This is a genomic window from Paraburkholderia phenazinium (assembly GCF_900100735.1).
GTDB lineage: Bacteria > Pseudomonadota > Gammaproteobacteria > Burkholderiales > Burkholderiaceae > Paraburkholderia > Paraburkholderia phenazinia.
The window spans coordinates 374,421-394,365 of sequence record NZ_FNCJ01000002.1; the positions used below are offsets into that span (position 1 = coordinate 374,421).

General features: G+C 60.7%; 18 protein-coding genes and 2 pseudogenes. 12 read left to right on the forward strand and 8 right to left on the reverse strand.

The genetic code is table 11. The annotated features are described in order from the left end of the window. Nucleotides 1-225 precede the first annotated feature (225 nt). The 3 genes from BLQ92_RS05485 to BLQ92_RS05495 all read left to right on the forward strand — a co-directional run bounded on the left by BLQ92_RS05485 (nt 226) and on the right by BLQ92_RS05495 (nt 1,886). On the forward strand, nt 226-564 hold the full coding sequence (locus tag BLQ92_RS05485; RefSeq protein WP_090682380.1) for a hypothetical protein: 339 nt from the start codon (nt 226-228) through the stop codon (nt 562-564). A gap of 268 nt (nt 565-832) precedes the next feature. Further along, on the forward strand, nt 833-1,465 hold the full coding sequence (locus BLQ92_RS05490) for a response regulator (RefSeq protein WP_090682381.1): 633 nt from the start codon (nt 833-835) through the stop codon (nt 1,463-1,465). Between the two features lie 172 nt (nt 1,466-1,637). Beyond that, nucleotides 1,638-1,886 (forward strand): hypothetical protein, encoded by a 249-nt coding sequence (locus BLQ92_RS05495; RefSeq protein WP_090682383.1) that lies wholly within the window; start codon nt 1,638-1,640, stop codon nt 1,884-1,886. 18 nt (nt 1,887-1,904) lie between these two features. On the opposite strand, the gene BLQ92_RS05500 is transcribed toward BLQ92_RS05495, so the two are convergent. The 3 genes from BLQ92_RS05500 to BLQ92_RS05510 all read right to left on the reverse strand — a co-directional run bounded on the left by BLQ92_RS05500 (nt 1,905) and on the right by BLQ92_RS05510 (nt 7,001). After that, nucleotides 1,905-3,725, reverse strand: a complete 1,821-nt coding sequence (locus BLQ92_RS05500; protein WP_208449344.1) for a PAS domain S-box protein — start codon at nt 3,723-3,725, stop codon at nt 1,905-1,907. Next, nucleotides 3,725-4,783 (reverse strand): ABC transporter substrate-binding protein, encoded by a 1,059-nt coding sequence (locus BLQ92_RS05505; protein WP_090682385.1) that lies wholly within the window; start codon nt 4,781-4,783, stop codon nt 3,725-3,727. The genes BLQ92_RS05500 and BLQ92_RS05505 overlap by 1 nt, the downstream gene beginning before the upstream one ends. Before the next feature lie 295 nt (nt 4,784-5,078). Then, complete coding sequence (locus BLQ92_RS05510; protein WP_090682387.1) at nt 5,079-7,001, reverse strand: putative bifunctional diguanylate cyclase/phosphodiesterase; 1,923 nt, start codon at nt 6,999-7,001, stop codon at nt 5,079-5,081. 643 nt (nt 7,002-7,644) lie between these two features. Between BLQ92_RS05510 and BLQ92_RS05515 the strand changes: the two genes are divergently transcribed. Further along, a complete protein-coding gene (locus BLQ92_RS05515; protein ID WP_143016512.1) occupies nt 7,645-8,568 on the forward strand; it encodes a transposase in 924 nt (307 codons plus the stop codon). A gap of 55 nt (nt 8,569-8,623) precedes the next feature. Here the strand turns inward: BLQ92_RS05515 and BLQ92_RS05520 are convergent, their stop codons facing one another. Beyond that, nucleotides 8,624-9,835: a hypothetical protein gene (locus BLQ92_RS05520; RefSeq protein WP_090682391.1), complete on the reverse strand. Its 1,212-nt coding sequence runs from the start codon at nt 9,833-9,835 to the stop codon at nt 8,624-8,626. A 286-nt stretch (nt 9,836-10,121) separates the two neighbouring features. Between BLQ92_RS05520 and BLQ92_RS41345 the strand changes: the two are divergent. Continuing rightward, nucleotides 10,122-10,211, forward strand: a pseudogene (locus BLQ92_RS41345) (protease); the annotation flags it as partial. A 45-nt stretch (nt 10,212-10,256) separates the two neighbouring features. Here BLQ92_RS41345 and BLQ92_RS05525 read toward each other — a convergent pair. Continuing rightward, nucleotides 10,257-10,781, reverse strand: a complete 525-nt coding sequence (locus BLQ92_RS05525) for a hypothetical protein (protein WP_090682392.1) — start codon at nt 10,779-10,781, stop codon at nt 10,257-10,259. A gap of 123 nt (nt 10,782-10,904) precedes the next feature. Between BLQ92_RS05525 and BLQ92_RS05530 the strand changes: the two genes are divergently transcribed. Further along, the gene (locus tag BLQ92_RS05530; protein WP_090682394.1) at nt 10,905-11,873 is read left to right on the forward strand and encodes a LysR family transcriptional regulator; all 969 of its coding nucleotides are present in this window, start codon (nt 10,905-10,907) and stop codon (nt 11,871-11,873) included. Here the strand turns inward: BLQ92_RS05530 and BLQ92_RS05535 are convergent. Beyond that, the gene (locus tag BLQ92_RS05535; RefSeq protein ID WP_090682952.1) at nt 11,866-12,780 is read right to left on the reverse strand and encodes a LysR family transcriptional regulator; all 915 of its coding nucleotides are present in this window, start codon (nt 12,778-12,780) and stop codon (nt 11,866-11,868) included. The two genes, BLQ92_RS05530 and BLQ92_RS05535, sit on opposite strands and share 8 nt — an antisense overlap. 156 nt (nt 12,781-12,936) lie before the next feature. On the opposite strand from BLQ92_RS05535, the gene BLQ92_RS05540 reads away from it, so the two are divergent. Further along, nucleotides 12,937-13,803 carry an NmrA family NAD(P)-binding protein gene (locus tag BLQ92_RS05540; RefSeq protein WP_090682395.1) on the forward strand — a complete coding sequence of 289 codons (867 nt, stop codon included), beginning with the start codon at nt 12,937-12,939 and terminating at the stop codon, nt 13,801-13,803. Nucleotides 13,804-13,952: 149 nt separating this feature from the next. Here the strand turns inward: BLQ92_RS05540 and BLQ92_RS05545 are convergent, their stop codons facing one another. After that, complete coding sequence (locus BLQ92_RS05545; RefSeq protein WP_090682397.1) at nt 13,953-14,903, reverse strand: alpha/beta fold hydrolase; 951 nt, start codon at nt 14,901-14,903, stop codon at nt 13,953-13,955. Nucleotides 14,904-15,018: 115 nt separating this feature from the next. Next, nucleotides 15,019-15,723, reverse strand: a complete 705-nt coding sequence (locus BLQ92_RS05550; RefSeq protein ID WP_090682398.1) for an SDR family NAD(P)-dependent oxidoreductase — start codon at nt 15,721-15,723, stop codon at nt 15,019-15,021. A gap of 181 nt (nt 15,724-15,904) precedes the next feature. On the opposite strand from BLQ92_RS05550, the gene BLQ92_RS05555 reads away from it, so the two are divergent. The 5 genes and pseudogenes from BLQ92_RS05555 (at nt 15,905) to BLQ92_RS05575 (ending at nt 19,877) form a co-directional block, all read left to right on the forward strand. After that, nucleotides 15,905-16,834: a LysR family transcriptional regulator gene (locus tag BLQ92_RS05555; RefSeq protein WP_090682400.1), complete on the forward strand. Its 930-nt coding sequence runs from the start codon at nt 15,905-15,907 to the stop codon at nt 16,832-16,834. Nucleotides 16,835-17,045: 211 nt separating this feature from the next. Then, nucleotides 17,046-17,489, forward strand: a complete 444-nt coding sequence (locus tag BLQ92_RS05560; RefSeq protein WP_090682401.1) for a hypothetical protein — start codon at nt 17,046-17,048, stop codon at nt 17,487-17,489. Between the two features lie 278 nt (nt 17,490-17,767). Beyond that, a pseudogene (locus tag BLQ92_RS39225) lies at nt 17,768-17,911 on the forward strand (acyl-CoA dehydrogenase family protein); the annotation flags it as partial. A 128-nt stretch (nt 17,912-18,039) separates the two neighbouring features. After that, nucleotides 18,040-18,384 (forward strand): DUF3088 domain-containing protein, encoded by a 345-nt coding sequence (locus BLQ92_RS05570; RefSeq protein ID WP_090682404.1) that lies wholly within the window; start codon nt 18,040-18,042, stop codon nt 18,382-18,384. A gap of 539 nt (nt 18,385-18,923) precedes the next feature. Further along, the gene (locus BLQ92_RS05575; RefSeq protein WP_090682406.1) at nt 18,924-19,877 is read left to right on the forward strand and encodes an ABC transporter substrate-binding protein; all 954 of its coding nucleotides are present in this window, start codon (nt 18,924-18,926) and stop codon (nt 19,875-19,877) included. Nucleotides 19,878-19,945: the final 68 nt, after the last annotated feature.

Genomic DNA, 19,945 nt, shown 5'->3' on the forward strand with positions numbered 1-19,945 from the left:
GACCTCACCCTTATGATAGGGTGAGTCTGAGCTCCCGTCTTCCTGACGTTTTCGGTGGCATATTCCGTCGCAATCGCGATCTGCGAAGCCAACTCCCTTGGGGGGGTAGGGATTTCCTTACGCTCTCTTCAGTGTCCATCTCGTGGAATTTCCGTGCTTCCTGACTGTGTCGAGCAGGCCACCAGCCTAGTATCAGTCATGGAAAATCTATCGCGGGTGCCACCCATGATCCCTCACCTGTCCGAACGTGAAAATGCGGTGGAGCGTATCAACTCGGTTTGCATGCGCCTGTTCGATTTGTGGTGCGAGCATCGCAGCGTGACACCGCTCACGTACCTGCTGCATTGCTGGCCGCTGATGGACAGCCAGCCTGCATCGATCCGGCGGCTCCGCGAGACGCTATCGGAACTGCGCAAGACTCACCTCGAAACGATCAGCGCCGAGGCGATGCAGGAGTTGTTCGAGCTTGCGGACTGTGCGGACGAGATTCTGTTTCAGGCATCAGTGCCAGAACGTGGCGCGCGAGCGATTGACAGGCAATCCGTGCGGGCGGTTTCCGCGTAAGGCAGATGTCCCGGCTCGGATCAGGGTGGTTTGCGTTCCGGCGCGGACCAGGCCGGTCAAAGTGGGTAAAAGCGGACTGCGTATTCGATAATGGCCACGCAGTCCCTCGGGCGTCGCAGTGGCGCCATGGCGAACTATCGGTAGACCGCGATTCGCCAACGAGTGCAGAATAGGAAAAACGAGAGTTACGGCACTCAAGGGAATAGGGCGCTCCCGGCAGGGGTCTCGCGCTTTCCATTCACATTCCGCCCCTTGGCGGATCATATTCATGATCAAAATACTGATTGCGGACGACCATGCGATTGTGCGCGGGGGCTTGAAACAGATCATCGCAACCACAGCCGATATCGTCGTGACCGGGGAAGCAGCGCAAGGGTCAGAGGTGGTTGACAAGGTACGTAACTGCGACATCGACCTCTTGCTGCTGGACATGACGATGCCTGGCATCAGCGGCGTCGACCTGATCAGGCGAGTGCGTGCCGAGCAACCTGCGTTGCCGGTGCTGGTGCTAAGTATCCACAATGAGGCCCAGGTCGTGTCGCGCGCGTTGCGCGCGGGTGCGACTGGCTACGTCACTAAAGACAGCGATCCCGAGGTGCTGCTGGCTGCGATCCGCAAGCTGGCTGCGGGCGGCCGCTTCATTGACCCGAAGCTGGTCGACGCGATTGTCTTCGAGACGCACTCGGGCGACGCGCCGCCGCACGAGGTGCTGTCCGACCGCGAATTTCAGGTGCTGCAGATGTTGGCGTCGGGCAAGAGTATCAACGATATCGCCGAGACGCTCGCGCTCAGCGCGAAGACCATCAGCACGCACAAGATGCGGCTCATGCAAAAGCTGGGTCTAGGCAACAATGCAGAACTGATCCGCTACGCGATCAGACACGGTCTCGCCGCGGAATGAGCGGGACACCTCCGGTTCGCCGGGGGGCGTTTGGGAAGAACGTCTCCCGTCAGGATCGTTCAGGAAATTCCGAACTGGGAATCAGCTCATCCTGACTGAACTATCCGCAGCTCCCGATGGAGGCGCATTAATGAACGCCCTACGATGCGTTCATGGGCACCTCGGAGGGGCTATGGTTGCGCCGCAGAATTCATTGCGCGGACTGGTCGACAAATGGATGGGGGCGGCCGGTCCGCAGTCGGTACGGGTGTTGCGTACGCAGCGATCCAGCTCCGGCAGGATCTGTCGTGTCTGCATCGAGGCACGAAGTTCGAGTGGCCTGGTCGTCCTGTTCTTCTTCCGCCACGACGATGGCAACTGGCATGTGTTTCCGCCCGCGAGCCGCGGGCCTGCGATGAATATTGGCCGGCGGGCCGCCTGATCGCACGACGCGCGACAATCAGCATGAGGTAGCGATTGATGTCGCGCCCACAGAGAGACGGATGACGCACCCGGCTTCCGTGGTGCTTTCGAAACGCAGGTTGGCGTCGATCAATCGCGCGCGTTCGGTCATTCCCAGCAGGCCATATGAGTAGCCTTCGCGCGCGGCCGCTACGTCAAAGCCACGTCCGTCGTCGCGGATCGTCAGCTCGATACCCCGTTCGTTGTGGCACAGCGTCACGTCGACGCGGGACGCGTTGGCATGACGGGCGACGTTGGTCAACGATTCCTGCGCGATGCGAAAGATCGCCGTTGCCGATGCGTCGGGGAGGCGCGGTTCAGGACCTTCGAGATGGAAGTGGCAGGGAATCTGCGCATAGCGCGTGAAATCGTGGGCAAGCCACTCGAGCGCCGAGGCGAGGCCGAAATTGAGCGCGGCCGGACGCAGGTGGCTGGCCACACCGCGCACAATCTCGATGGTTTTCTCGACTAGTTCGCGCATGCCGTTGGCCTTGTGAAGCGCAGCTGAATCGTCCACAAGGTGCATGCGGAGCAACGAGACGTCCATTTTCAAGGCGGTCAGCAACTGCCCAAGGTCGTCGTGGATCTCCATCGCAATGCGTTTGCGCTCCTCCTCGCGAATGGCCTCCAGATGCGCGGAAAGTTGCCGCAAGCGCTCGCGTGAAGCCAGCAATTCGGCCTCGGTGCGCTTGCGCTCGGCCACTTCGCGTTCGAGCTGGGCGCTGTGCCGCCGCAGGTTTTCCACCACCCGTTTGCGGGCGGTCACGTCGGTCATCAGGCCTTCCAGCAAGGGCGCGTAGTTACCGTCGACATTGACGCCGCGGGCGTTCAGTTCCACCCAGATCGGGACGCCGTCCAGACGGGTCAAGCGCAGCTCGACACCAACAATCTCGCCCTTGGCGCGCAGTATGTCGAACAGCTCCGCGGTTTGTTCCGGTGCAAACGGATGTTCGTAGGAGGCCGCTGCGCCCGCCGCGATCAGCTCAGCCGGGTCCGGATAGCCGAGCAGGTGCGCCATGGCGGGGTTGGCTTCGGTGAGCCTGCCGCAGCGATCGAGCAGGAAGATGCCTTCCAGCGCGTTTTCGACAATGCTGCGGTACTTTCTTTCGTTTTCGCGCAAAGACGTGGTGGATTGGTGCAGCCGGTCCGCCATCGAGTTCACGCGCAGGGCGAGCCGCCCCAGTTCGTCACCGGACTCCACGACGCAGCGTGCGTGAAGGTCACCGCCGGCGATCCGGTCGACCATTTCCTCAAGACGATTGATCGGACCGCGCACCATGCGCTTGAGCAGGACGAAAGTGACGAGATAGAGCGCCGCTACGATGGCGGCCACTGTCCAGAGGATGGCCCGGCGCGCGGCGCTGATGGATTGCTCGGCCACGGCGCGCGTGAAGACCACCCGGACCTCGCCAATCTTTTCACGCGGCGCGTCGCCCGGCGGGGTGTATTCGATTGGGCGCACACGAACCACGTTATCGTTGCTGCCGTCCGGGTGCGGTCCCTTGACTGAGGACACGGTGCCGTAATTCGTCGCCGTGACCGTGTATTCGACGACCTCGGGGTTGGGGGCGAGCGCAGCGAGCTGTTCGTCGATCGCTGTCCGATCAACATTCCACAGCGGCTGCGCCAGCGAATGACTGAGCAGATCCGCGATCCGCGAGGCACGTTGCTCCAGTGCGCTCAAGCGGCGTTCGCGTTCGTGCTCGGCCACGACATAGGCCGAACTGCTGGCAACCACCGCGACGAGAAGGGCAAGCGCCAGCATCAGCTTGGCGTGCAGGCTCAGCGAGCGCAGCGCATGGCGCGGCGAAAAGTGCATCACGAAAGTGTCGGGACGGTGTTCAGGAGCCGTTGTAGAGCGAAGTCGTACGGACCAGAACGAGGATACAGGTATTTTGAGTAGAGACCGAAGTTCAGCGACTCCCCATGCGCGAACACGGCGTCATAGTATTGGGCGGCGTTCTCGCGGTGGATCACACGCAGGTAGTCGAGCTTCTGGCGCACGCCGCCGGATGCGGCAAAGTCCCTGCCGTGATGGTAGTCGTACAGCAGAACCATCGCCCACGCTCCCATGAAATAGTCGCCTGCCACCATGGCAGCCAGACCGCCATTGGCGACACTAAGCAGGGCCTCCTGCAACGCCCCCATGCCGCCCACCAGAACGTGCGCATGACGCTCGGCGACTGCGCTCAGGGCACCCAGCGCCATCGCGTCGTTCGCGGCCCAGATCACGTTGGCTTGTGGGTAGCGCGCCAGCAGCACGCGTGCCTTTTGTGCGCTATCGGCATAGCTCCAGTCGCCGAACACCAGTTGACACGCGTGCCCATCCGGAACCTGCGACAGGAATCTCTCGACGCCCTGGGCACGCTCGAGCGACACCGGCGTATTCGGATCCCCCGTGATGCCGATCACCTGCGCGCCACCCGGGCTTACGCGCTGATATAGGTATTGCATCAGGCGCTCCCCGGCTTGGGCGGCATTGGCTGTTGCCGTGCCGATCCAGTTGCGGATGCCTTCCCGTTCGTTGCCGATCTCGCGACGCTGACCCGGAGTGAGGTCGTTGTGGATCAGCAGGACCTTGGCGGGCGAACGCGCCAGCGTCGTCAGCATGTGATCGGCGACCATCTTCTCGTTGACGATCACCACGTAGTCGGGCGCGTCGGTGCGCTCTGCGACTTCCTTTGCCTGACGCATCATCAACAGGTGGTCGCGTTCGGCGTACAGGACCTCCAGTTGCATGCCGAAGATTCTGGCCGCCACCCGCATGAATTGCGAAACCAGTTGCCAGTGCTGTCCTGTCCCGCGTTCGATGGCCTCGCCAGGATTGAGGAAGACGACGCGCGGCGCGGAGCTGGATGCGAAAGCGGGGCGTGTCATGCACAGCAGGCCAGCATGAGTCAGGGCGACTAGCGCTGCTCTACGATTTAGGGGCTTGACCACTTCGTCTCCATCTTTATACGCTCGATGACGTAATGCGGTCATGTTCCGTTTTAACTGTGACGCGCGTCAGTTGATTTTACGTGTTGCGTCACTGGCGCCAATATTCGCGCTATGTTGGAGACGTGTCCGCTCTATGACAAAACCGGGGCATCGGGTCTGAGCAGACTCGAGCGATTGGCCGGTGGCGCCACTCAAGCGGCAATGATCGGACGAATCGCTGCACCCTTGTGGCCTAAGCAACGGTTAGCGGCTGCTCAAGGAAACGCATGGCTTCGTCTGCCGGGATTGGCCGGGAGTACAGATATCCTTGAACCGCCTCGCATCCAAGTGTCTTGAGAATGGCCAGTTCGTCTCTGCTCTCTACACCTTCAACAATACAATCGATGCTCATGTCCCGACTGAGCGCGAGAAGCGACTTGACGATTTTGTAGCTCGCGGGATTTTTGTTTATATCCATGACAAAACTGCGATCGACTTTTATTTTGGTGAGCGGCAGCGCATGGAGGTGCGTGAGGCTCGAGAATCCGGTTCCAAAATCGTCCAGAGAAATGCCGCATCCGAGTGATCGCAACGTTTCCGTGGCGCTACGCACTTGCGGGAAATCACGAATCAAGGCGGTTTCGGTGACCTCCAGATCGAGGCGTGTGGGATCGAAGCCGCTCTTGCCGATCTCCCCAATTATCTCGAGGACGCTATCGGGCGAGCTGAGATCGTGAGCGGACAGGTTAAACGCGAGACGGATATCGCTGGGCCAAAGTAATGCATGCGCAAGCGCCTTTTTCAACAGCATCCGGGTGATCGCTTCGATCCTCCCCGTTCGTTCGGCAATGGGAATGAACTGTGCAGGTGAGACTGAACCCAAGGTCGGGCTGAACCAGCGAGCCAGGGCCTCAAATCCGATCGTTTCTCGATTCGAGACATTGATGATCGGTTGAAACACTACCGTTAGTTCATCTTCAAGGTTCGCGTGTTGAAGCGCCTGTTCGATTTTCGCGTCGGCTCGAATCCTGGCATCATGATCGATAGAGAAAAGCGTCACCTTGCCACGGCTCGTGCGCTTTCCGTAATAGAGGGCATAGTCGGCATTGGCAAACAATTGCACCGTGTCGCTTGCCATGTCGGGATAGACCGAGAAGCCAATCGATCCACCGATTTGCAGCGTCGTCTCTCCTGGCGAGGCGGCGGTTCGTAGCGCGGAACAGATAAATTCTCCAGCCGCCAGGAGTTCAGCCGTATCACCGAAGTCTGAAGCCACAATCGAAAATTCATCCCCACCGAGCCTTGCAACATAGTAGTTCGTCGGGCAGACGTCTTTCAGGCGCGCTCCAATTGTCTGAAGCAGCTTGTCGCCGGTTGCATGGCCATAGATGTCGTTGACGGCTTTGAAGCCATCCAGGTCAATGATGCCGACGGCAAGACGCGTTCCGTCGGATTTCGCTTTCGCATAGGCGTTGTCAAGGTAGGAAAAAAACGCACGGCGGTTGGCCAACCCGGTCAGGCTGTCAATATTTGCAAGCCGGAAGTTTTCCGCGCGTGCACTCACCATGCCGGTAAAGTCGCGATAATGCACCAGCAGTATGGTAAGCATCGCTGCGGAGACCAGCGCGGTGTTGATGGCGATGGCGACGAAAACCGAGTTGCCGGAGAGGGAAAAGAAAATGACAAACGAGCCGTTGACGATGAAAGCAACCGTAAAAGCGGCCGGCCGCAAATGCATCAGGCAGAAAATCACACCGATGACCGTAATCGCCATATAAAAGGCGACATGCGTCTTTTCGTAGGCGTCGCCGTAGGGGAACAGCGCGAGTGCCCACAGCGTGAAGGCGACGGCAATGATGCCGGAGAGCCGTTGGGTGCGGGAGAGCGCCTGTAGCGCAACATCCCGGGTTGCTTCCCGCTTCGAACGACGCAGCCAACCGACAACGCGGATGAACGAAAGCACGGTCATGACGACCGGTATGTCGATTGTCAGCCACCGCGGCGCCACGCGCATGTGAGTGGTCGCGAGGCCCCATGTGTTGATCATCAGGACCACATACATGAGGGGCATCTGAAACGTGAAGGCTCGATACTGAGCGATCAGTAGATCCGGATTGTGTTTCGGGATAACTGCAATCTCTTTGGCAGCTTTCAAGAATTTCTTGAACTGCAACATTACGCATCCTCGTGATCTGTCGCTAACGAGTCCAATCGCCCATACATCGGTATACGGCGACGCGCTTCGATCTCTTTAGTCTGATTGGGGTAGGGATTCCCTGAAATCGTCGTGAGGACTGGTTGGGCAGGGCGCGGCCAGGGAGTTCCTTGCATGGAATTCGGCATCGGCCTAACGCACGGGCGCGCGTCACGTTAGGCATTTCCTGACACAAAAATCAGCAAGAGTCCCGAGAAATTTTCCCGTTACCCGACTTCGACCAAAATTATCGCGCGCTTAGGATCGACCTATCCGCAATGTTTCGTGAAGGCGATGCCTCCTCGCTGAACTTGCTGGAGAACGGGGCTCAAGATCCCCGAGTAAGCGGAAAGGGCAAAGCGAGGGGCTTCCAGTTCTCACACCCAGCCATGCTGATGTTGAGGTGCTGGGTACGCTTCCCGCAAACATACTCCACACGCGAGCGAGACCAGCTTGCGCGCATCGACACCATGAGTATTCGCGCCGGCTCAGTGCCAGCGTGAGCCTGCTTCATGCCGCCGAACAGCGCAGAAACACTGGGTGATCTGGGCGTGCCGCATGGATCCGTCGTGACGAGTTCGTGACGTTCCAGCGGTGTATCGCGTATGGTGATGTGGAGAAGTACATGTATTTCGATAAGCTAAGTAACGATGAGTGGTCGCTGCTTCAACCCTTGATTCAGGACGCCGCCGCTTACCGCTTGAACCGCCGGGGACGGCCGCGCGCGGAACTGCGCGTCGTGGTCAACGCCGTCCTGTGGGTGATGACCACGGGCGAGCCGTGGTCCAGGCTTCCCTGCGAATATCCTTCCGTTCCAACTTGCCGGTGCCGTTTCGAGGAGTGGCGCGCGAACGGCACACTTTCGGCGCTGGTCGCCGTGTTATCGCAGCACGGGCGGACGTTTGCCTTTGTCCCGACAACGTCTTCCCCTTACCCAGGCCGCGCGGCCCCGCAAAGTCCGCGGTTTTTCCGCAATGACGGCGCCCCTCAGGTGCTCTGGAAGAGCGCGGAGGCATGGCAGAGCGCCCCCGGCACGATGGAGCGGGTGCGCGAGACGACGCCATTTACGGAGATTGCGCGGCGACTTTCGGGAGGGGAGAACAACCCGCACATCGCGCTCGAGGGGGAGCCGATCGCGCAGGAGGACCAGGCGCTGCAAGCGGGCCGCAACGGATTTTCACCGTGGATGGGCCTGCTCTCACGTGGCAAACAGGTGTCAGACGCGAGAGGCTACGTGATATACGCCGCTGCCGATACGCTTGCGGACGGCTCGTTTCGCGGCTGGGCAGATATCGTGAAGGACGGGCGGCGTGTCGTGCGTTCGGGGCTCATCGGTCCGCCTTTCGTCAAAGCCGAGGCCGGTCAACAGTATGCGCTGGGTTGGGCCCGCAAATGGATCGATCAGCACTGCCCGGTCCCGACAATCACAGAGACCTTAAAAGCCAGCCCCGTATTGAAAGCGTTACCGCTTTCTCAACCGGCAGCGAAAGTCCACGTGAACCTTGAGCAGGATGATTTTTTTCACGAAGACATTAAGTTGCAGTGCTAATTAAGTATACAAGGTGCACGGCCGTCGGGATCGGCATGGATGAGAGCGAGTGTGCCTACTCCCATCCCTGATTCCCGGCTGGCTGCACCGAATTGCCGTAACCGGCGGGGTACGGCCGCCGCAGTTCTGGCGGCGTGTACATCTGGTCATCATATGCCGGATTGGCAGGCGGGCGGCCCACAACGACGACCTGCTGCGCCGTAGCTTGAGCGGGCGGCCGAGGTACGTAGGCGGACTGCGCGTAAGCCCGTTGGTACTGAGCGGGCGGGTACTGCGCAGGCGCGTACTGGTTAGCCTGATAGGTTCGAGGCGGCGGGGGCGGCGGCGCGTATTCCCGCCCGGCGTACCCCCCTGAATCCTGCGACTCTGTCGACGCCGGGTTATAGGCCGGCGCCGCCGCGTATTGCTGGGGCTGCCGATACTGCGGCGCCGCCCGCTGAGCGTTTTGCGAATCGCGGCTCTGCGTCGCCTGCGCATCGTCGTCATTGGCCGGTTTTTCGTCAGGCAATGACGTCACGGCTTGCGTCGGAATCAGGATCGGCGGTTCGGACTCGGTGGCAAACCGTTGCGACGGCGTAGCCCGCGGCGAAACCTGCTTCAGAGGCACAGGTTGCACTTCGGGCCGCTTAGGCGGCGCGACTTGCACCGAAGCCTGCTTCAACGACGCGACCGGCGCAGAGACCCGCCTCGGCGGCAGCGGCTCGACTTGCGCGTAAACATGCTTCTGCGGCAGGGGTGCGATTTGCGCGGGAACGCGCTTCAGCGGCGCGGGCTCGGCCTGTGTAACGACCTGCCTGGACGGTGCAGCTCGCGCAGCAGCAAGCCGCTTCGGCGATGCGACCGGCGCGGCCACTTGCTTCGCCGGTGCGGCCGGCGCGGCTACTGGCCTCAGCGACGCGGCTTGCGCTACCGGCCGCCTTGGCGGCGCAACCCGCTCGGCAACCGGCTTCGGCGATGCGGGCCTGGCCTCTGCGGCAAGCTGCTTCTGCGGATGCTTCACTTCGTCATCCAGGGTCGCATAGGATTTCGAGTCTTCCCTGGCGCGCGCGTTATAGCCGATGAAATACGCGTAGCGCAGGTCCTTCAGGTGCGATTGATTGTCGGCGTCGGCGGAGATGCGTTCTTCGCCGGGATCGAGAGAGGCGTCGATGTTCGAATCTTCGTACGCCGAGACTGCAGCATCAGCGGCACGGGCGGATTCGGGATGCAGGGCGCCCACAGAAGACATCAGCGCGGCGGCCACCGCGGCGAGCACTTTTTTTTCCATTCTTTCACCTCGGGATTCCGTGCGACAGTCCGCGTAGGATTCTCCAATCGCCGGATCGGATTTTCAGTCGCGCATCCGGGATATCGACTCTTTTTAGCACGTCCTGAAGGTCCCAGGATAGTGTTTCCGGGTATAACCCAGGCGAAAGACTATATGCAGGACAACCATAGCGGCAGCGACGTTGCCGGTCCGGAAATTTTTGCCTGTTCCGGCGGCCATGGCGGGCGTCCGGCACGCTGACGCGGGGAAGTCACCGATCTGTTTGAAGTGCCTTTCAATTTCGTTTTTTGTCACCGCCCCGGCCTGGACCGCCCATTCGCAATGGCTGGCCCAGTTTCTGGTGTTGCTCGGCACCAGGATCGCGCTCCAGGTATGAAGTCTCAGAGGGGGCGCCCACTCGGTCTGAGTCGACGGAAGCTGTCTACGATGCGGCCGCATCGCCGGCAAAACCCCACGCCACCGTGGGCCGGCGACGCATCAGCAAATAGAACGCGACAAAGTGCGTGATCATCAGCAGGGGTACGTAGAGGATGGGGACCGCGTAGGTGGCCCCCAGTTGTCCCGCCATCGCAGGAAGGCCGATCCGAGTCGCGTGGTAATAGTCGACGATGATATCGGCCGCCCCCACGAGATTGAAGGCGCACACGAGAAACCAGAAGAGCGGACGTATCCTGACGCTGAGCAGCGCCAGGATGGCCAGCACGCCGGTTGCGAAGTCGCCATAAGCGGCGAACTGGGCGAAGCTGGCTGGCAGACTGGGTCCGACGACGCCAGGAAGGATGAAGACGAGCCCGAAGAAGCGGAAGCTGTGCAGCGTAGCGATGGCGCGTTGCGCGTCGATACGCTCCATCGACTTAAGCTTGGGCAGCACGTACACGACGAAGCAAGGCAGCCACGCGACATAGCCAAGAACGAGGTGGATCCGGAAGACGGTTTCAGGTGACATTGCGGAACTCCTGGCAGGGGGCTATCGGTGTCGAGGGGCGCGAGATTCGCGGGATTCCTGATTCACAAGCCGATTTTAGGAGCGCTTTCAACGAGTGACTATTCGCGATAATATTGACGGGTTATGAAGCAAAACTTCACAGTCCGGCAAGGCGCGCTCGACGGTGTCGAGGCGTTCCTGAGCATTGCCCAGCACCGCAGTTTTCGTAGAGCGGCTGCGGAACTCGGCGTGACGCCTTCGGCGATCAGCCAGACGGTACGCGTGCTCGAGGCGCGCATCGGCGCGGCGCTCTTCGTACGCACAACGCGGAGTGTCGGACTCACCGAAGCCGGCGAACGGTTCCTTTCGCGAGCAAAGCCGGCCTTTGCAGAACTCGTTGCCGCAAGCGAGGTCGCGCGCGAGCTCGGGCAGCGACCGGCCGGACTATTGCGGCTCGCGGTACCGAGCGCGGTAGTGCCGATCGTGTTGCAGCCACTGATCGCATCCTTCTGCCGGGCCTATCCCGAGGTAGTGGTCGAGATCGCCGCAAGCGCGGAGTTGGTCGACCTCGCGGCCGAAGGGTTTGACGCCGGCATCCGGCTAGGCCAGTTCATCGCGGCCGACATGGTCGCGGTGCGACTGACGCCGCCGTTCCCGTTAGAGGTGGTTTGCAGTCCAGACTATCTGCGTGGACGAAGCCGGCCGGAGCGCATCGACGATCTGCGTGACCACGCCTGCCTGCGTATGCGCCGCTCGAACGGGGCGATCGCTTCCTGGCCCTTTGTCGATGGCAAGAAGGCCGTTGAGGCAATCGTCTCCGGGCCGCTAATCGCGCAAGACTATCCCACGCTCCTCGGAGCAGCGATTCAAGGTGTGGGACTTGCACAGGTGCCCGGCCCGTTTGCTGCAGCGCCGATTGCTGACGGCCGATTGCAGGCGCTGCTGACACCTTTCGCCGTCACAACGCCAGGGGTTTTTCTATACCACTCAGGCAGACACCAGGTCTTGCCGAAACTGCGCGCCTTCATCGACCACGTTAGATACCAGAGCGCTGACGCCGCAGGTGAGGGAAAAGTTGCACGGAGGTCGCGGGAGAGCGATCGTGCTAAGTAGCACTCGTCAAAGCGACGACAAAATCAAGAAATACCCGTGTTTTGGCCGGCACCTGGTGCCGCGACGGATGGTATGCATAGAGCGGGAAGCGCTCATCCGGCCAGTCCGGGAACAGGTTGACGAGCCGTCCCTCGCGGATCAGGTGTTCGGCTCCGAGCAGAAGCATCTGCGCGACGCCGGAGCCTGCCAGACACGCGTTGAGCAGTGCGCTCGGATCATTCACCGTAAGCCGTCCATTCGTTTCGACAACAAGCTTTTTGCGCTTGCGATGAAACTCCCACGGATACGGCTTTCCGGTTTCCGGGTTCCTGAATTCCAGGCATCTGTGGTCCCCGCGACCCAGCTCTTGAGGCTCCGCCGGCCGCCCCCGGCGAGCGAGGTACAAGGGGGATGCGACCGTGACAACCGCGGTGTCAAGAAGCTTTCGCGCAATCAGACTGGATGAGCGAGGTTCGCCAAAGCGCAAGGCCAGATCGAAGCCGTCCATGATGAGGTCGCCGAGTTGATCTCGTGCAATGAGTTCGAGTTCAAGCTCAGGATGCACATCCATGAATTTGTCGAGCCTCGGGCCCAGAATGAGTCGCGAAAAAACCGGATCAAGATTGATGCGCAGCTTCCCGCGCACGGCCGCGGCGCCTCCTGCCGCGGCTGCGGCCGCTTCCTCCATTCCCCTCAAGTGCGGCATGACCTGCTCGTAGAACCGCCGGCCCTCTTCAGTCAGGGAAACGGAGCGGGTGGTCCGATTGAAGAGCCGTATTTTCAGCCGCTTTTCGAGCCGGGCGATCGCCCGGCTAACCCCCGGTGGCGACATATCCATCAGTTCGGACGCAGCGGCGAACGTCCCCGCATCGACGACGGCAGCAAATACGCTGATACCGCTAGAGAGATTCTCGCTGGACGATCTCATTTGGCTGGCCATGGACAGTGCATCAATCACAGCACTATGACTCATTAGTAACTATCAGTCATTTAATAAGTGCCATTCATGCCATTTAGTTTCTCCTCGCGCTTGCCCACAATGCATCTCAACGGTTCACATCCCTCTACGCAAGGAGAAACTGCAATGTATGCAATCACAGGAATAACAGGAAAGGTCGGCGGTGCGCTGGCGCGCACGTTGCTCGCAGCGGGCCAGCCGGTACGCGCGGTGGTTCGCGATGCCGCTCGGGCACGTTCGTGGGCCGAGCGCGGGTGCGAAGTGGTGACAGCCGACATGGACGATGCGGCGTCCCTTACCGCCGCTTTCGAGGGCGCGCAAGGCGTCTTTATTCTGCCGCCGTCCGAGTTCGATCCGTCGCCGGGCTTTCCCGAGGCACGTGTTGTGATTGAGGCCGTGCGCAGGGCGCTTCAGTCGGCGGCGCCTGGCAAGGTTGTCTGTCTGTCGACGATCGGCGCGCAGGCCACCGAGACCAATCTGCTCACGCAACGTACGCTGATGGAGCAGGCGCTGCGCGAGTTAGCGATGCCCGTGACCTTCCTGCGTCCTGGCTGGTTCATGGAAAACGCCGCATGGGACGTTGCGCCCGCCCGGGACTCCGGGATGATCGCCAGCTTTCTGCAGCCGCTCGACAAGGCCGTGCCGATGGTCGCGACCGCGGACGTGGGCCGGGTTGCTGCGCAACTGCTTCAACAAACCTGGCACGGCGTGCGGGTTGTCGAACTGGAGGGGCCGCAACGTGTGAGCCCGAACGATCTGGCCGAGGCGTTTGCCCAGGTGCTCGGTCATCCGGTTCGTGCGGAGGTGGTGAGGCGCGACACGTGGGAGGCGCTGTTCCGCTCCCAAGGGATGAAGGAGCCGTTGCCGCGGATGCGCATGCTCGACGGGTTCAATGAAGGCTGGATCGCCTTCGAAGGCGAGGGCGCCGGCATCGTCAAGGGCGAAGTGGAACTGGAAGCCGTGGTGCGAGATCTCGTCTCGCAGGCGGGCTAACGAAGGCGCACCCGGCGACGCGTACAGGATGGCGCGTTGCCGGGTGCTTTGCGCTGATCGTTTCCTTCGCTTGGTGTGCCGTTGATCGAGGTGCGTGAGCGGGGACTGTATGCGCGCGCCTTCGATCGCGGTTCCAGTGGCTGATAGTCTCAGCCCTTAATGGTCCGCAGGAAGTCGAGCAGCGCCGCCGTGACCACTTCCGGCGCCTCCTGCTGTATCCAATGGCCGATGCCGGGGAGCAGTGCGCTGGAGACAAGGCCCGGCAAGCTCTCCGCCTGGGCAGCATAGGCATCGCGTCGCCAATGCACCACAGGGTCCCGTGCACCGCCGAGAAACATCGCCGGTTGGGTGATGCGTGCGCCGGCAAAGGCGCCGAGCAGCCACCAGTTCCGATCAAAGTTGCGATACCAGTCGAGCGGCGCACGAAAGCCCCGGGCGAACGCCGCTGTTTGCAGGCGTAGATCCTCCGCCGTCAGCCAATCCGGCAGCCCGGAGGGCGCCGCGAAGCTAGCCAGAAATCCGCTCTCGGCGACCATGCCGTTCCAGAGCGGATCGGGCACGGCGCCAGAGAGACCCCAGTAAATGCGGCGCAGGCTTTCTGCAGGATCAGCGTCAAGCTCCGCCTCGGCGCGGCCCCGCGGTTCGAACCAGAGCCAGTAGAAGCGCTCCCGCCCCCGGCCGTGCAGGGTCGCGAGCGGTGGCGAGGGAGTGCGGGGGATGAACGGAACCGACAGTCCAGCGACGCCAATAAACCGGTCGGGCCGCAGCATGGCTGCCGTCCAGGCGACGAGCGCGCCCCAATCGTGACCAACGATCACTGCTTGCGGATGCCCGAGCGTATCGAGCAAGCCGACCATGTCGCCCACCAGATGCAGAATCGTAAAATCTTCGATCGCTTCCGGGGCGCTGCTGCCGCCATAGCCCCGCATATCCGGCGCGATCACACGATATCCCGCCTCGGCGAGCGCCGGCACCTGATGGCGCCAGGAATGCCGCGACTCAGGGAAGCCGTGGCAGAGCAGGACGGGCATGCCGCTGCCGGCAAGGTCGGCTCGTAGCTCGATCCCGTTGGTGGCAAAGTCTCCAGTCTCGATTTGCATCGCGCGGCACCTACGATCAGGGGAACGGTGAATGGGGTAATACAAAGCTGATTTTCCCCGCGCAGCGTAGCATTCTTTAATCCCCGGCGGCGTAGCGGTCTTGTTTGCCCTTAGCTCACCAGGGAACGACTCTTCCCAGATAGTCCAGGTAATGCAATCCGGAGCGCCCTTCGTAAGCCTCCATCGTGCTCAGCAGGTTCGGGATACTTTCCGCGATACTTAGACGCGCGTCAGGACCGCCCATGTCCGTTCTCACCCATCCAGGCGCCATCAATAGCAAGGTTCTCGCGTCGTCCCGGTGGCGCGCCGCAAAGCTGCGCATGAGCATGTTGAGCGCAGCCTTACTGGCCCGATAGACCTCGTAATTGCCATTCGTGTTGTTGGTGAGGCTACCCTGTCCAGACGACATGACACCGATTGTTCCAGCGGGCTGTACGAGGTCCTGAAACGCTTCGATTAGCCTCATCGGACTCAACGAGTTTGTCACCATCACGCGCACGAATTCCTCGGTCGAGATATCGGCGATCGTCTCAAGATCGTCGTTTTTGACGCCAGCATTCACAAAAAGAACATCCAGCCGTCGATCCATAAGACGGCCGTGTAGCGCGGCGACCTGGTCGGGAATCGTGATGTCCACTGCTTCAACTTCCAGCGCGCCTTGGGTGCCCGCCGAGAGTTGACGCAGCTTTTCTGTTGAACCCTCCCGTCCAGTGGCAATCACGCGCCAGCCACGCTTGAGGTATTCCTCGACCATTGCGAATCCGAGCCCGCGAGATGCTCCGATAAGGAGGACGGTTTTCTGCGCAGAGTTGTCTTGCATCGATAGCTCCCTGTAAGTGAGGCCCGTGAGACCCGATAGAACGCGGCTTTGAGGTGCCGCGCGTTCGTCATGAGCCGGTAAGTGGAATATATCGATGCGCTAGACATGGCGGAAGACGCAGCAGTTGCACTTATAACCTGCACCAGACGCCATGTCTCGGCGGATGATGCTACGATCGGGCATGCCGGAACCCGACCTGAATTTACTCATTGCGCTCGACGTCTTGCTTGCCGATGGCAGCGTGGCCGGTGCTGCGCGTCGACTGGGACTGAGTGCTTCGGCAATGAGCCGAACCTTGACGCGGCTTCGCGAGGCGACCGGTGACCCGTTACTGGTTCGGGCGGGACGCCGTATGGTATTGACGCCTCATGCGGAGGCGCTGCGTCAACGCACCCAGAATGCGGTTCATGAGGCGCGTGCCGTACTTCGTCCCTCAACGACGGAAGCGGATTTTTCAACGCTGCAGCGAACCTTGACGATTCGCGCCAACGACGGTTTTGTGGAGGGCTTCGGCGCTTCACTGATCGCCGCGGTCACCGCGGTTGCGCCACTCGTGCGTTTGCGTTTTGCGCCCAAGCTTGAGAAGACGGCGGCGTATCTGCGCGACGGCTCCGCTGATCTTGAGATCGGTGTTCTAGGCGAGATGGGGCCGGAGGTCCGCGTGCAGGCATTATTCCGGGATCGCTTTCTGGGTGCGGTGAGACAGGGCCATCCACTCGCGATGGAGCGCGAGGTGACGGCCGAACGGTACACCGCGTTCGGCCATGTGGTCGCTTCACGACGCGGTCGCACCAGTGGACCGGTTGATGAGGCGCTCGCCGCTTTAGGACTAGAGCGAACGATTGTCGCCGTCGTTCCGAGTTTTCCCGCCGCGCTCGCTGTTGCGCGAGCCTCCGACTTGATCGCGCTCGTGCCTGCGTCTCTTCTGCGTAGCCAGTCCGAACAGCAGGAATTGCCCACATCCGCCACCACTCATGCCTTCGAGCTTCCCGTGACCACCGGGGAGATTACGATCTCGCAGATGTGGCATCCTCGTTTAGAAGTCGATCCTGTTCATCGTTGGCTCCGCCAACTGACGCTAGCGGTATGCCGGGAACGTCTGCGTCTCTGAAACAGTAGTCTCCAGTACACCTACATACTCATTCCGCTTCCCGTGAAGAACGGCACACCGCGGGGCGTGACGAGCGCTCTATTTCGCGGGCCGAGTCGCGCGGCTAAGGTTGAACCATCCGAGGGTTTGGGTCGGTTCACGTCGATGTTGCACTCATCTCCTCGGATTCGAAATCGATTTTTCACGATTGAAGACTTTAAGGAGAAGTACGATGGTGACACTCGTAAGAATTTCCGAACATTCAGGTGCCCCGCAAATCTGGGGCTTTCACGATAGGTGTACTGTCAGGGACGTCGCGGCGGCATTGAATACGATCGCAGCCGGACTGAGCGGCGGTGGCCACACCATTCACGTCATGTCGGGAACCCACGGACACTGCGAGGGCCAGGTCGGCCTTGTTGCGACTCGTGAGGAGCGGTTCGCGGAGCAGGACCGGAATCTGGCTGCCCCAAAGACGAAAGACGGCAGGACCGTAGCTATCGTTGTGCATGACTTCAATACCGGCCCGCTGCCCGAGCTCGATCATGATCCTGACAATGGTCCCGATCCTTCGGGGACGATCAGGCTGAACCGCGTAGCAGGAGAGATTGTCGCAACAGACCCAGGCACTCCTACCATTCTGTTGGCATACTGCTGCAGCGCCGGGACGCCGTAACGCGGTTCCGATACCTGGAAAGCTCGCGGCACGGAAGTCAAGGTGACGCGAGCATTCCGGGTGTTGGTTCTGCATCGAAATCAGCCCAGGCCGGTTTCGTCATCCACTCATATGAATATCTGCAATTCCTGGTTTGCCGACGCCAGCGGAAAGGATAGCTTTCCAGATCGGTCCATCAAGACGGGAGGGGCTTCATGAGCGCCGCAACCCAGCAGACAAGAAATGTGGAAGACGCCTCGGCAGGTGCGCGCTACGACGTCGACGTGCTGGTGATCGGCGGCGGCCCTGCCGGCACGCTGGAAGATCTGTTTCACGTGATTACCACTCTGGCTGCGCACGAGTCTAATGTCGCGCACGCGTTGCGGATCCATTTCGATCTGACCGAATTGATGTTGCTGGCGCCGCGTTCCACCTTCAACGACATACCAGCGCCGGCCATCGGTTTCCTTAAGTTGCCAGTCGCATATCGTTGTGCCGATTTATTCGTGGCGCGATGCCAATCGACGGATGAGAATCGTTCGACTCTTCACCTTCTGGACTGCCGCCTATCATGAGCCGAGACTTCCTCTTACTTCTCGAACCGGGTTTTACCGATCCGAAGCATCCTGGCGAACGCTTTATTTGCCCCCATGGCGCGCCGATCGAGGGACTGCTTGCCAGCGACCCCTCGAGGACCGCGAGCCTCGACATTCAGCGTTTGCCGTTTGCGCGTCCGCGTGAGGTCGCGATCAAGGCGCTCGACGCGGATCATCAGGGCCTGCCCGTGCTAATCCTAGGCGACGAGCATCCTGCTCCCGCCGACGCGCAGACGCTAGGTGAAAAGCGTTTCGTCACCGACACCAACCGCATCCTCGCCTTGCTCGCCGAACGCCACGGCTTTCCGAAAGTGCACTGACGCGCTAGCTCATCCACCGGTTCAACGCAGAGTGGCTGGTGGTGAGAAGCCACGCCATGTGCCATGCGCCGCTCGCCGTGTGAGGCGAGCGAAGCTGATTTAGCCGTGGAAACCTCCCCACGAGTCGCGCTCCGGGCCGGCAGCCGCCGTGCCAGTTGCATCTGAACATCAATATCCTGCACTCCGGCTTCGTCCCGTCAGCGTGGCGGTCGCAGAGGCCAAAATCGCTCAACGGACAGAATCGCGCTTGAGCGGATGTCACCGAACCGCTCAAGCGCCATTGCGAATTAATCTAACGCGGATATCCTGGTGTTTTCGACGTTTCATTGTCGAGATAGGGGTTGAATAAATTAGGTTAACAAAATAGTTACACATTGCCGGGAATGACGATTCGTTAAATGCTTGGTTCAATTGCCTTAAGTGGCCTGTTATCGTGTTTATGCTCGATCGCTATCCACTGCTGTTCGATCGTTCGACATGGGTAGCAATGCATGCAACGCATTGCTTAAACCGTCTACTTCAACAGGGCATAACAAGTCATGAAACACGGTCGGAATATTCTGTCGGCAGTGGCCGGAACGCTCGTCGCATTGGCGATGGGCTTAGCGGGCACAGCGCAGGCGGCAAGCATAACCTCAAGCTCATTCAATCTGAGTCCAGACCAGCACGATCGCGTCCGCACGACGCCTGACGCTGCAGCCATCCAGGCGGTACCTGCGACGTTTCAGTTCGCCCAGAAGGACGAACTGGTCATCGGCTTGAGCGTGGCGTGGCCGCCGCTCAGCACGTACGCGACCGATGCAAAAACCGTTGTCGGCTTCGACCCGGACCTCGCGCAACTGGTCGCTGACGGTTTGGGCCGCAAGCTGAAGATCGTTCCGATCGCGTGGGAAGACTGGCCGCTCGCCTTGCAGTCCGGCAAGGTCGACGCCGTTGTGTCCAACGTGACGGTTACCGAGCAGCGCAAGGAGAAATTCGACTTCTCGACCTATCGGCGTGACGTGCTCGGATTCTACGTGCCCGATTCAAGCCCGATCAAGTCGATCCGTGAACCGAAGGACGTCGCTGGGCTGCGTGTCATTACGGATTCGGGAACCAACCAGGAAAAGATTCTGCTCGCATGGGACAAGGAAAATGTCGCACATGGGCTCAAACCGGTGCAGGTTCTCTATTACGACGATCTGGCCGTGCGGGATGTCGCACTGCGTTCGGGGCGCGCCGACGCCATTCTGAGCGTCAACTCGGCACTCGCCTACGCGGCTGCGCAGAAAGGCGGGATACGCGTAGTCGGCACCATCAGTGGCGGCTGGCCGATTCTGGCCGATGTCGGGATCACGACGCGCAGGGGTAGCGGACTCGCCGCACCGCTCACACAGCTACTGAACGATCTGATTAGCAGCGGAAAATATACTCAGGTACTCGATCGCTGGAGTCTGGGCACCGAAGCGATCGATAAGGCCAGAACGAATCCGCCGGGGCTACCCAAGAGTTAGCTCAGCCGGGCAGCGCTAGCTGCCTGGACGATGGTCAGCTGCATATCCTAAGTATTACTAAAATATTA